This is a genomic window from Sphingomonas sp. Leaf28, from assembly GCF_001421685.1.
In the GTDB taxonomy this organism is placed as follows: domain Bacteria; phylum Pseudomonadota; class Alphaproteobacteria; order Sphingomonadales; family Sphingomonadaceae; genus Sphingomonas; species Sphingomonas aurantiaca.
In genome coordinates, this window is the sequence record NZ_LMKX01000007.1 from 234,668 (window position 1) to 247,730 (window position 13,063).

The following is a 13,063-nucleotide window of genomic DNA, read 5'->3' on the forward strand; positions in this document are numbered from 1 at the left end:
GGTWSGGTGAGGGGSAGTTGGGAAGCGCAGCACGCGCCCCARCCCCTCACCCCGACCCTCTCCCCRSWGGGGAGAGGGAGCAGYGAYGCGATCACGCCGCCGCCTTCATCGTCGWGGCGCGGCAGAGCAGCACACGTCCGCCCGAAACCTTCACCGGAATCACCGGCGTACACCCCTTGTCCTCGCCCAGCGCCTCGCCCGTATCCAGCGCGATCCGCCAATTGTGCAGCGGGCACGCCACCGCGCCGCCGTGCACGATCCCCTGCGACAACCGACCGCCCTTGTGCGGACAGCGATCGGCGAGCGCGTAGACCCGGCCGTCGCCGGTGCGGAACACCGCGATGTCGTCGCCGCCCGTCACCTGCACCGTGCGGCTGCCGCGGACCGGGATCTCGTCGACCCAGCCGATATCGAGCCATTCTCCGATCATGCCATTTCCTTCCCGAGAACGAGGGGCGTTGCATCCAGAGGCGTGAAGCGCGCCATCGGGGCGTGCTGTTCGCGGTGCTCGCCCGCCGCGCGTGCCGCCCAGGGATCGTCCTGCGTGAACTGCTGCGAGAACAGGAACCGCGCCGCCAGCGCATCGCGACCCTCGGCATCGTCGGCGATCCGCTCGCGGATATAGGCGACGCCGATCCGCTCGATCCACGGCGCGGTGCGCTCGAGATAGCGCGCCTCCTCGCGGTACAGTTGGATGAACGCGGCGCAATAGTGCATCGCCTCTTCCTCGGTCGCGACCTTGCACAGGAAATCAGTCGCGCGGACCTTCATCCCGCCATTGCCGCCGACCGACAGCTCATAGCCGCTGTCGACGCAGACCACGCCGAAATCCTTGATCGTCGCCTCGGCGCAATTCCGCGGGCAGCCCGATACCGCGATCTTGAACTTGTGCGGCATCCACGAGCCCCAGGTCATCTGCTCGACCTTGACGCCGAGCCCGGTCGAATCCTGCGTCCCGAACCGGCACCAGTCCGACCCGACGCACGTCTTCACGGTCCGCAGCGACTTGCCGTACGCATGCCCGCTGACCATCCCGGCGGCGTTGAGATCGGCCCAGACCGCGGGCAGATCCTCCTTCCTGATCCCGAAGATGTCGAGCCGCTGGCCGCCCGTCACCTTGACCATCGGGGCGTCGTATTTCTCGACGACGTCGGCGATCGCGCGCAACTCGCGTGGGGAAGTGAGCCCGCCCCACATCCGCGGCACGACCGAATAGGTGCCGTCCTTCTGGATGTTGGCGTGCACCCGTTCGTTGACGAACCGGCTCTGTTGGTCGTCCTTATAGTCGCCGGGCAGCGCGCAGAGCAGATAGTAATTGAGCGCCGGCCGGCACGACGAGCAGCCGTCGGGCGTCGACCAGCTCATCTTCTGCATCACCTCGGGGATCGATCGCATCCCCTGCGCGACGATCTCGCGGCGGACGTCGTCGTGGCCGAAGCTGGTGCATTTGCACACCGTCTTCACCGCACGCTCGCCCGAATACTCGTCGCCCAATGTGACCGCGAGTAGCGTCTCGACGAGGCCCGTGCACGACCCGCACGATGCGGATGCCTTGCAGGTCGCGCGGACCGCGTCGAGCGTCGCGTTGCCCGCGCCGATGCACGCCACGACCCGTCCCTTGCTGACGCCGTTGCAGCCGCAGATCTCCGCCTCGTCGGAGAGTGCCGCAACGGCCGCCTTAGGGTCCGCCTGCGCCCCTCCTGCGGCGTAGGCCTGGCCGAAGATCAGCATGTCGCGCAACCCCGAGATATCCTCGCGCCGCTTGAGCAGGTCGAAATACCAGCCGCCGTCGCTGGTATCGCCGTACAGCACGGTGCCGACGATCCGGTCGTCCTTCACCACGACGCGCTTGTAGATGCCGCGCGACGCATCGCGCAGGACGATGTCCTCGCACGCCCCGCCGCCCGAGAAGTCGCCCGCGGAGAACACATCGAGCCCGGCGACCTTCAGCTTGGTCGAGGTCACCGATCCGCGATAGCCGCTGTGGCTGTCGGTCAGCCCGTCGGCGAGCGCGCGGCACATGTCCCACAGCGGTGCGACGAGGCCATAGACGTTGCCATCATGCTCGACGCATTCGCCGACCGCGAGGATCGACGGGTCGCTGGTGACCATATGGTCGTCGACCTTGATCCCGCGTCCGATCTCGAGCCCGGCGTCACGCGCGAGGGCGACGGAAGGGCGGATGCCGACCGCCATGACGACAAGGCTCGCGGGGATCAGCGTGCCGTCCTTGAGCCGCACGCCCTCGACATGCGTGTCGCCGACGATCTCGGCCGTGTCGGCTTCGGTCAGGATGGTCTGGCCGCGCGCCTCCAGTGCCGATTTCAGCAGCCACCCTGCCGCCTCGTCGAGCTGGCGTTCCATCAGCGTCGGCATCAGGTGGATCACCGTCACCTTCATGCCCCGCAGCGTGAGGCCGTGCGCCGCCTCCAGTCCGAGCAGCCCGCCGCCGATGATGACCGCAGCGCCACCCTTGCCGGCGGCCTCGAGCATGTGATCGACATCGGCCATGTCGCGGAACGAGATGACGCCGGGCAGGTCCTTACCGGGGACGGGAATGATGAACGGATCGGAGCCGGTCGCGATCAGCAGCCGGTCGTACGACACCGCCAGCCCCGATCGTGCGGTGACGGTCTTCGCGGCGCGGTCGATCGCCTGCACCGGATCGCTCGTCACCAGCTCGATCGTATTGGTCGCGTACCAGCTATGGTCGTTGATGACGATCTGCTCGAACGTCTTCTCGCCCGCCAGCACCGGCGACAGCATGATGCGGTTGTAGTTCACGTGCGGCTCGGCGCCGAAGATCGTCACGCGGTAGCGGGTCGGATCGCGCGCGATCAGCTCCTCGACCGCGCGACAGCCGGCCATGCCGTTGCCGATCACGACGAGATGCTCGCGGGTATCGGGGGAGGGGGTTTGGTGGTCCATCAGATCGTCCAGTCGGGTTGGAGCCGGGGAAGGGGGGCGTCAGGCGGGGATCGCGCCGTTCACCGCGCGGTCGCTGGTGCGGCGTGCGTCGAGCGCGGCGTCGAGCAGCGCGCGCTCGTCCGACTTGTGCGTGGCGGAGAAGCGGACGGCGAGCGCGCAGACCGCGGTGCCCGCCACAATGTAGCCGAGGAGGATCAGGCATTGCTGCGGGCTGGCCGATGCCTTGTTGAGGAACCCCGCCGCGACCGCGCCGATATTGCCGCCCGCGCCGATCAGCCCGGCGACCCCGCCGAGCGCCTTGCGATCGACGAACGGCACCAGCGCATAGGTCGCGCCGCATGCCATGTGCGTGAACAGCCCGAACATCGTCATCGCCAGGATCGCGAGCATCACGCTGCCGGCATGGCCGAACAGCACCAGCCCGACGCCCTCGCCGAGCATCAGCGCGAACAGCAGCAGCGCGCGGCCGTCGAGCCCTTTTTTGAGCGCGATCCGGTCGCTGGCGATCCCGCCGAGCGCCCGCGCGAACAGCGCCAGCCCACCGAAAATCCCCGCCGCCAGCCCGGCGCTCGTCAGCGAAAGCCCGAACCGGTCGACGTAGTAGCTCGCCGCGATATTGTGGATGAAGATCTCGACGCCGAAGCATGCGCCATAGGTCGCGGCGAGCATCCAGGTCCGGTAATTGCCCGCGGCGCGGCGGAGGATCGCCATGCCCGTCGCCTTGCCGCCGTCGAGTTCGATCCCCGCCGCGCGGAGGTCGACGATGTCGCCCTGCGGCGTGTCCTGCGTATAGCGGGCATAGACGAACGCCATCGCGACCATCGCGACGCCGGGTACGAAAATCGCCGCGCGCCAGCCCAAGGCGTGCTCGACACCGAGCCCGACCAATGCGGCGACGACCAGCGGCATCAGGCTCTGCGCCGCGCCGCCGCCGGCATTGCCCCAGCCGCCGACGGTCGCGTTGGCGGTGCCGACGACGTTGGGCGCGAACATCACGCTCGTATGATATTGGGTGATGACGAACGACGCGCCGATCGCGCCGATCGCGAGGCGGAAGACCAGGAACGCCTCATAGGTCTGCGCGAAGGCGAGCCCGAACACCGGGATCGCGCCGAGCAGCAGCAGCCAGCTATAGGTGCGGCGCGGGCCGAACCGGTCGCAGAGCGGCCCGACCACGAGCCGCACCAGGATCGTGACGGCGACCGCGGCGATGTTGATGTTGGCGATCTGATCCTTGTCGAGGCCGAACTCGGTCTTGATCAGCGGCATCAACGGTGCGGCGGCGAACCACGCGAAGAAGCACACGAAGAATGCGAGCCACGTGACATGGAACGCACGCATCTGCGGCGTTGCGGCGCTGAACAGGTCGATCTTCGTGGCCTTGGGCGCGGTCGCGTCGATACCCGGTGATGCGAACATAATTGGTCCTCCGTCTGCGATGGACAAAGAAAAAGCCGCCCCGACGGCGACCTTGCGGACGCATCGGAGCGGCTTCGTTGCCTATGGACGATCGGTGGATCGTCCTACGCGGTCGGGCCCCTTCGTTGGAACCGGTCTCGCGATGATTTCGTGTCCGACTCCCTTGCCGGACGATGCGAAGATGACCGAAGTGGCTTTATCGCGCAAGCGTCATTTCGCAGATGCAGCAGATTTGGGTCGGTGGCTCAGCAGCCTGTCCTCCTGCGCACGCAGGAGCCCGGGGTATCGAGCGCCATCCGCCGTGATCCTGCTTGACCCTGGGTTCCTGCGTTCGCAGGAAAACCGGGGCGGCCCTTACGGCAACCCGGCCAGATACCCTTGGATATCGTCCGGATCGAACGCGCGCCTGTCGAAGAACGCGTCGCGCCCGAGGATCAGCCGACCCTGCGTCGATCCCGCGCCGATACCGTCCGCGCCGATCGCCCCTTCCAGCTTCGAGCTCGCGTTGGGCAGTGGCGCGTCCGACCCCGCCAGCGCGGCGCGATACACGTCGGGACGGAACACGCCTTGCGCGACATCCGCCTCTTCGGCTGAAAACGCCGTGCCGTCCCAGCGGGCCATCTGCGAATACAGCCACGCCGCCTGGCTGCGCCACGGGAAATTCGCCGCCTCGCGGTACTGGAACATGAAGTCGGGCACGTGGATCGGCACCGCGTCCTGCACCAGCCGCACCCGGTCGCCGATCGCGCGTGACACCGCATCGACCGGCGCATCGAGATATGCCGGTCGGGCCAGGATTGCCGCATTGGCCTCTCGCGTGGCGGGATCGACGAACTGCGCAGCGGCGGCGTGGAGCGCGCGGATCAACCGGTGGACTACGTCGCCGCGCTCGACCAACGTCGCCGCGCGCATCGCCAGCACCTTCTCGACGCCGCGCCGCCAGACCTGCGCGGTGACCAAGGCGATCCGGCCGACGCCGCGATCGACCGCGACGCCGTTCCACGGCTCGCCGACGCAGATCCCGTCGACCTCGCCCGCCGCCAGCGCATCGGCGGCAAAGGTCGGGCTGGTCGTCACGATCTCGACGTCGGTATCCGGTCGGACGCCGACCGCCGAAAGCCAGTAGCGCAGCATGTAGTTATGGCTCGAATAGCGATGCACCACGCCGAACCGCAGCCGGCGTCCCGCCGACGCGCGCGCCGCCGCGACCGCCTTCAGCCGCGCGCCCAGCACCACTGGATCGCCGAGCGCATCGCCCTCCATCACCTGCGCGGCGAGCGGCAGCGAGAGCGTGATCGCGTTGCCGTTGAGCCCCAGCACGAACGGCACCGCCATCGGTACAGCGGGCCGGCCGCGTCCCAGCGCGGTGGCGATCGCGAGCGGCGCGACCATGTGCGCGGCATCGGTATGGCCGTACAGCAGCCGATCGCGCACCGTCGCCCAGGTCATGTCGCGAACCAGCTCGATCTCCAGCCCCTCGGCCTCCGCGAACCCGCGTTCGCGCACGAGAATCGGCAGCGCGGCATCGACCAGCGGCAGGAAGCCGATGCGGACCCGGTCGAGCGCCATCACAAATCTCCCATGAGCGCGTCGCTCGTGATGATCGCGTCGGCGATCTCGGCGATCCGGCGGTTGGATCGCATCGCCTGCGCGCGGAGCAGGCCGTAGGCGGTCGGCTCGTCGATGCCGCGGCGTTTCATCAGGATCGCCTTGGCGCGGTCGACCGTCGTGCGGTCGGCGAGCGCGCTGCGCGCCTCGTGCAGTTCGGCCTGCAACCGCGCGAACGCCTGGAAACGCCGGATCGCGAGGTCGATGACGGGCTTGATCCGCTGCTTGGCGAGCCCGTCGACGATATAGGCCGAAACGCCGGCGTCGACCGCGGCGGCGGTGGACTCGGCATCGCTCTGGTCGACGAACATCGCGATCGGACGGGCGAGCGCGCGCGATACCGCGAAAAACTCCTCGAGCACGTCGCGACTCGGGTTTTCGAGGTTGATCAGCACCACTTCGGGGGCGGCCTTCTCGAGTGCGGCGACCATCCCCGGCGTACCGTCAATCACGACGATATCGTCGAGCCCCGCCTCGCGCAGACCATCGGAAATGATGGCGGCGCGCGTGGTGCTGGTATCGATGATCGCGATGCGCATGACGCGGTCTTATGCCGCACCGTTCGCGATGGCGAGAGCGCGTCGACAGAACGGGTCCGACTCCGCGCGTACACCGAGCTCCATGGTTGATCGCTTTTGATATCGTGGAGCTCCGCGCAATCGAGCGATGCCTGCTCGCGTGGTTCTATTCTTCCTGCACGTCACCCCGCACCGCTCGCAAGCTTTCGTAAAATAATCAGGCCTATTCCCCGATTTCCGAATATGGGGTTTACTAAAGCCGGATAGTATTCACCAATGCCGATCGGAGGCAGCTTGCAACAGGTCGTGGCGTGTCATAGCTGATGTCCGGGGCATGACGGGGGCAGTTGCAGGCGTGAAAATATTAACACGGTCGTATCGCGTATTGTCATTCCTTTTGCTGACGTCGGGCGTCGCCGCCGGTGCCGCGCAAGCGGCGGATGACGGTCACGCGGCGAAGACCGCGTCCGCGCCGGTCGTAGCGATCGAAGCCGAACCTGTATGGATACGCGAGCGGACGATCCCGGAGGCGACCAAAGCCCGTGTGGCGAACGCGCAGAGTGGTATCGCATTCCTGTTGCTCGACGAACAGCACCGGACGCGCGCCGATGGTCATGACGACTGGTTTCGCACAGCGACGAAGGTAACCGACCGCAGCGGGCTCGAATCCGCCGGCCAGCTAGCGCTGTCTTTCGACCCCGCGTTCGAAACTGCGGGAATCGCCTTCATCCACCTGATCCGTGACGGGAAGATCATCGACCTGACGCAGGACACGAAGTTTCGGATCGTCGAGCGGGAAGACAGCCTCAAGGACGGCATCGTCACGGGGACGCTGAAGGCGATCGCGAACCTGCGGGACGTCCGTGTCGGCGACGTGGTCGATTATGCGACGACGATCTACACGCGTACGGCGCTCTGGCCCGGCCACGCATTCTATCATCTGTCGCAACGCTTTTCCGACGCGCTGGCGACGCGCGCGCTGCGCTTCGTCTGGCCCGCGGGGACGACGCCCCGGTTCAAGGCGTTGAACAGCGATGTGGCCTTTCCCCCGCGTAAAATCGCAGCGGGTACGGAATGGGAGTGGATCGTCACGGATCCACCGGCGATGCGCGGCGAGGAGGATGTACCGCCGGGCATGTTCCAGTGGGGGCGGGTCGATATATCGACGATGAAGGACTGGGCCGAACTCGCCCGCTGGGCGACGGCGCTGTATCAGGGCGACGAGAGCCTGCCCGGTGCCTTTGCCGCGCGGCTCGACGCCATCGCCAAGGCCTCTCCCGCGCCAGCCGATCGACTGACCGCCGCGGTCCGGTTCGTGCAGGACAATATCCGGTACGTCGGGGAAGAACTGGGTGAGGGATCCTATGTGCCGCGCCGTCCGGCGATCGTGCTCGCGCGGGGCTATGGCGACTGCAAGGACAAGAGCCTGCTGCTCGCGGTCGCGCTGCGTCGACTTGGCATCGATGCAGTTCCGGCGCTCGTGTCGACGACCGGCGGGAAGCGGCTTCCCGATCGTTTGCCGTCCCCGCTGGTGTTCGATCATGTCATCGTCCGCGTCGTGATCGACGGCAAGGTCCTGTGGCTCGATCCTACCGGTACGCACCGCGGTGGTACGGGACGCGGCATCGTGCCCTCCGATCTCGGCTATGCGTTGCCGATCCGCGCGGAGCAGACCGCGCTGGAGCATATCGACGGCTATGGCGACCGCGCGGGGCGCGTGACTGTGCTCGAGCAGTTTGCAGTGGACGAGACGGCGGACATCCCGTTGCGGCTCCACGTCGAGACGCGGTTTACCGACGCACGCGCCGATACGATGCGCGCGCGCTGGGCCAACGGATCCGCCAAAGCCATCTCGGATGCGAACCTGGAATTCTACCATGATCGGTTCCCGGGGCTCGTCGAGAGCAAGACGCTGGAACTGATCGACGATCGCGACCGCAACGTCCTGACGTTGAACGAGAATTACACGATGCCACGCGACGCATTCGGCAAGGCCGGCATCCCCGCCAAGCTGACCACGCGCGCCTATATCGTGCAGAATGTTCTCCCCGCACGACAGTCCAGCCCGCGCATGCAGCCGCTTGCGCTACCGACCGATCTGGCGAACGATCAAGCGATCGAGCTTCGCGTCAAAGATCGCGTGCTCACGCCGCTCGACGATCTGGATGCACGGGCCGGGGCCATGACGTTCTCCCGGAAGACCACCGCGTTGCCCGACGGCCTGCGCGTGATCTACCGGCTCGATACCGGCACGCGCGATGCCGTCCCGGCGAGCGCCGCCGCCGAGGTCTATGCGTTGTCGGATCAGATCAAGGACAATGCGGGGATCGAGTTCTACCTGGAGAAATCTCCCCACACCGCGTTCGCGCCAAAGGGTATCGACGCCGCGACCTGGGCACCGATCAAGGCCGACATGGAAAAGGCGGTCGCGCTCACGCAGAAGAACGAACAGTCCACCAATCTCGAAGCGCTGGCACTGCTGTCGACGGCGTCCGGCAAGGTGCCGCATCCCTCCGCCGCAGCCGGTCTGATCGACGGGTTGAAGGGGGCCATTCTCAGCGACCTGCGCCGCCCCCAGGCAGCGTTCGCCGCACTGCAATCCGCCACGGCGCAATATGACGGCAATCCGCCGGTCTATCGCCTGTGGCTCGGCTATGAACTCGACTTGGGAACGGCTGAGTCCTTCGTCAAAGCGCTGGAGCGGACGATCGCTGTCCAGCCGAAGGAGATCGGCACGTTGGACAAGCGATTGATCCAGCTGGCGCTGCAAAAGATAGTCGCGCTGGCACCGGAGAAGCGTGAGGCGGCACGTGAATCGTTGTGCATGACGCTCGACAAGGGTGGGTGGCAGCAGGATCCGAGGACGGATTTCGGCAACAGCATGCTGGGCTGCGCGATTGCGGCGCACAGTGTGAGGGGGAATATCGTCGAAGCGCGCAGCGGGCTGGCGAAAGATCCGCCCACCGAGGCATTGCTGACGATGGCGATCGACCGCCGTCACCAGGCGCTCTGGCCGGACATAGACCGGATTGGCGGCGATCGGTTTCGCAGGAGCCTCGAACGCGAGGCGGCACGCGCCGCTGCCGTCTCCGCTGCGACGCCAAAAGACTATGCCGCGATGACGTATCGGATGCAGACGCTACGTGCGCTGGGCCGCTTCCAAGAGGCGCTGGACGCCGGCAAGGCGTTAGCGAGCGATACGGCGCAGATCGAGATCGTGGGAACCGACGCATTCTGGCTGGTCAACGAATATGCGAGCAATCTGTCAGCGCTCGGTCGCGGCGATGCGGCGATCGCGGCATTGGACGGCGTGCTAGCGCTGGGTCTCGACCGCTATCCCGAACTAGTGTCGTTCGCCATCAATCGCGCGGAGATCGTCGTTCAGGCGGGACGGTTCGATGCGGGGCTGGCCAGCGTGACCGAGCTCGACACGCGCCATGCGAGCGGCTTGAGCGACTATGGCCGGATGTGGGTCTGGACGACCAAGAGCTGCGCATTGCGCGCACTGGGTCGCGTGGCGGAGGCCGAGGCCGTCGAGGCGAACATTGCAAAGACGCCGCAGAACAACTGGAGCGCGGCGACTGAGGCTGCCGCATGTCGGAACGACGGCGGGGCGATCGCCGACCTTATTAAGCTTCGGCTGGGCGACAGCGAAGCGCGCCACGGCGCGCTGGCCCTGTTGATCACGTTCGACACGCAAACGTCGCAGACTGCGTTTCAAAAGCGGTTGCGTGATGCGCTGGCCGCCGCGATCGCACGGCCCGATGTCCAACAGGCATTCGCAAAATATGGGCGCGCGGTTCGCTATGCCGGGACGACACAAGGCTGGAACGAATTCTGACGGGATTGCTGTTCAGCGGTGAGCGCGTGTTAGCGACAGGAGATGTAACCGGAGGCGGGGGGGGCTGTGACCGGTGCGGTTTGATCGCCGTCAATGTCGGGGACCGGGTGCCGTGCACAGTGGCGGCATGGAGAGCCGCGATGATCGATCATGACGAATTCGGCGGATTAGTCGTACCGTTCGTGCGGCGGCGGCCTGTCATCCAGGACACCGATCTCGCCGCCATCTTCGCCTATCATGCCCGCCTTCGTGACGTGTGCGACAGCCTCGAAGCCTGTGCCGACGCACTCCCCGATCGACCCTCGGACGCAGCGGCGTTGTGGCTGAGCCTGCGCGGTGTGGTCGCCAGTCATGACCGGGAAGAGGCTACGGTAATTGACACGCTGTTCGCGTGCGACCTAGGCGATCCGCTGACCGCGGCGCTGCTTGGGCGAGTGCAGGCGCGGCGCCTGAGCGATGCGATCCATGCGGACGACGTCCTCGCGGCGCTGTCCGAACTATCGACGTCCGAGCGATGGCAGCCCTGTGCGGAAGCGTTCGGCTATATGTTGCGCGGCGTTTTCGACAACTGCCGGCTGACGATGGACTTTACCGAGCTGGCGATCCTGACGCTTGGCACCGGACGGCTCAGCCGCAGCGCACGCGCGATGCTCATCGACGGGCTGTGCGCGCGGCAGGCGAGTTAGGCGGCTTCGGCGCGATCCTGTAGCGCGCGTTCATCGGAAATCGTGACCGCGCGGCCGCCCGGCAGGGCGATGATGCCGGCGATCTTCAGCCGGGTCATCTGGCGGCTGACCGTCTCGATCGTCAGCCCGAGCACGTCGGCGATCTGTCCGCGCGTGAGCGGCAGGTCGAACGTCATCGGTGCGTCCGGCGTCGCGCGGCACCGGCTCGCGGTGGCGCGCGACGCCATGTCGAGGAGGAAGCCCGCGATCTTCTCCTGTGCGGATTGACGCGCGAGCGACGCGATCCGCGTGCGCGCGACACCTAGCGCCGCCAGCGTCCGCTGTAGCAACAGCCGCTCCATCCGCGCGTGATCCTCCAGCACGCGTTCGAACGCGTCGCGTGGGAAGATGCATAGCTCGGCATCGGTCAGCGCGGTGATCGTGAAGTCGGCCTGGCCGGCATAGGGCTGGCCGACGAAATCCGCGGGGTACAACAGCCCGACGATCTGCTCGCGACCATCGGGCGACGCCGCCACCAGCGTGAGGACGCCCGACAACAAATTGGCGCAGATGATACTCTCATCGCCCGCCCAGATCAGCGTCTGGCCGCGCGTGATCGTGCGACGGCGGCCGAGTGTATTCAGCGTCGTCAGCTCGCTGTCGCTGAGACTGCTGCACAGGGCCTGGTCGCGGATCGCGCAATCCGTACAGATATCGATGTGAGCCATCCGCCGGCTATAGTGTACGCGACCCCAAAACCCGCCTGAATTCTTTCGCTGCCGTTACGAGTTTGCGGCTGCATCCGCATCGTCTTCGATCGGCAGGTGGAATTCATGCCAGATGCCATTGAGAATGCCGAAGCCAAGCGCGAGGCCGAGGCCGAGGATCCAGGTGAAATACCACATGATCAGATGTCCTTGATGTTCGGGGTCAGTAGAAGTCGGGGTTGGTCGCGACCTCGTGCGCCGTCACGCGACCGAACATCACCTTGTACGCCCAGGCGGTGTAGGCGAGCACGATCGGCAGGAACACGACGGTGACGACCAGCATGATGCCGAGCGTCCTGGCGCTCGACGATGCGTTCCAGACGGTGAGGCTGGAGTGCGAGTCGATGCTCGACGGCAGGATGAACGGGAACATCGACAGCCCGACGGTCGCGATGATGCCGATCGCCGAGGCGGACGAGCCGGCGAACGCGGCGGTTTCCGACCCGCGGCGAATGCCGAACACGGAGAGCGCTGCGCCGCCGAACCCGAGCAGGGGGGCGATCATCATCCAGGGGTAGAGGCCGTAATTGACGAGCCAGCCGCCGCGTGACGCTTCGCTCGTGGTGTGCAACGGATTGGACGGGCCCGCCGGATCGATCGCGCCGACGATATGGTAGCCGATATCGCCATAGGCGACGAACGCCCAGCCTATCGCGAACAGCACGAGCGAGGCGAGTCCGGCGACCGTCCCGAACGTACGCGCGCGATCATGCACCGCGCCGTGCTCGACCTTGATCGCCAGCCATGCGCTGCCGTGCAGGACGAGCATCGCCACCGACAGCAGCCCGCACAACAGCGTAAACGGCGTGAACAGTCCGAGGAAGCTGCCGTCGAAGAACGTGCGCAGGTCGTTGTCGAGGCGGAAGGGCGCACCCGACAGGACGTTGCCGACCGCCACGCCGAACACGAGCGCAGGCACGAACCCGCCGACGAACAAGGCCCAGTCCCATCGCGACCGCCACGCGGCATCGGGCCGCTTGGACCGGTATTTGAACCCGACCGGACGCAGGATCAGCGCCGCCAGCACGAGGAACATCGCCAGGTAGAAACCCGAGAAGCTGATCGCGTAAACGAACGGCCATGCCGCAAAAATCGCACCGCCCGCGAGGATGAACCACACCTGGTTGCCCTCCCAGGTCGGGCCGATCGCGTTGATCACCATCCGCCGCTCGGCATCGCTGCGCCCGACGAACGGGAGCAGCGCGGCCACCCCGAGATCGAAGCCGTCGGTCAGCGCGAACCCGATCAGCAGCACGCCGAGCAACCCCCACCAGATCAGACGCAGCGTTTCATAATCGAACATCGTCATGTCTCCAG

The 13,063-nt window shown here is 66.5% G+C and carries 10 protein-coding genes; 2 read left to right on the forward strand and 8 right to left on the reverse strand.

Going from position 1 to position 13,063, the window contains the following annotated elements:
• Positions 1-91: 91 nt before the first annotated feature.
• The 5 genes from nirD to ASE79_RS07650 all read right to left on the reverse strand — a co-directional run bounded on the left by nirD (position 92) and on the right by ASE79_RS07650 (position 6,494).
• Positions 92-430, reverse strand: coding sequence for a nitrite reductase small subunit NirD (gene nirD, locus ASE79_RS07630; protein WP_056414261.1), 339 nt, complete (start codon positions 428-430; stop codon positions 92-94).
• Positions 427-2,928, reverse strand: a complete 2,502-nt coding sequence (gene nirB / locus ASE79_RS07635) for a nitrite reductase large subunit NirB (RefSeq protein WP_056414266.1) — start codon at positions 2,926-2,928, stop codon at positions 427-429. Before nirB ends, nirD begins: the two co-directional genes overlap by 4 nt.
• 39 nt (positions 2,929-2,967) lie before the next feature.
• On the reverse strand, positions 2,968-4,347 hold the full coding sequence (locus ASE79_RS07640) for an MFS transporter (protein WP_056414269.1): 1,380 nt from the start codon (positions 4,345-4,347) through the stop codon (positions 2,968-2,970).
• A 354-nt stretch (positions 4,348-4,701) separates the two neighbouring features.
• Entirely contained in the window at positions 4,702-5,916 is a 1,215-nt protein-coding gene (locus tag ASE79_RS07645) for a CmpA/NrtA family ABC transporter substrate-binding protein (RefSeq protein ID WP_056414273.1), read from the reverse strand.
• Positions 5,916-6,494, reverse strand: coding sequence for an ANTAR domain-containing response regulator (locus tag ASE79_RS07650; protein ID WP_056414275.1), 579 nt, complete (start codon positions 6,492-6,494; stop codon positions 5,916-5,918). The genes ASE79_RS07645 and ASE79_RS07650 overlap by 1 nt, the downstream gene beginning before the upstream one ends.
• Before the next feature lie 364 nt (positions 6,495-6,858).
• Here ASE79_RS07650 and ASE79_RS07655 point away from each other — a divergent pair, with 364 nt between their 5' ends.
• Both ASE79_RS07655 and ASE79_RS07660 read left to right on the forward strand, forming a co-directional pair.
• Positions 6,859-10,314: a DUF3857 domain-containing protein gene (locus tag ASE79_RS07655; RefSeq protein WP_162237015.1), complete on the forward strand. Its 3,456-nt coding sequence runs from the start codon at positions 6,859-6,861 to the stop codon at positions 10,312-10,314.
• 119 nt (positions 10,315-10,433) lie between these two features.
• Positions 10,434-11,000, forward strand: coding sequence for a hypothetical protein (locus ASE79_RS07660; protein ID WP_162237016.1), 567 nt, complete (start codon positions 10,434-10,436; stop codon positions 10,998-11,000).
• Here the strand turns inward: ASE79_RS07660 and ASE79_RS07665 are convergent.
• The 3 genes from ASE79_RS07665 to cydB are packed head-to-tail and all read right to left on the reverse strand — an operon-like array spanning position 10,997 to position 13,049.
• On the reverse strand, positions 10,997-11,707 hold the full coding sequence (locus tag ASE79_RS07665) for a Crp/Fnr family transcriptional regulator (RefSeq protein ID WP_056414285.1): 711 nt from the start codon (positions 11,705-11,707) through the stop codon (positions 10,997-10,999). The genes ASE79_RS07660 and ASE79_RS07665 overlap by 4 nt on opposite strands.
• A gap of 54 nt (positions 11,708-11,761) precedes the next feature.
• Positions 11,762-11,884 (reverse strand): cytochrome bd-I oxidase subunit CydX, encoded by a 123-nt coding sequence (gene cydX / locus ASE79_RS20295; RefSeq protein WP_082445165.1) that lies wholly within the window; start codon positions 11,882-11,884, stop codon positions 11,762-11,764.
• Between the two features lie 25 nt (positions 11,885-11,909).
• Positions 11,910-13,049 (reverse strand): cytochrome d ubiquinol oxidase subunit II, encoded by a 1,140-nt coding sequence (gene cydB, locus ASE79_RS07670; protein WP_416354508.1) that lies wholly within the window; start codon positions 13,047-13,049, stop codon positions 11,910-11,912.
• Between the last annotated feature and the right edge of the window lie 14 nt (positions 13,050-13,063).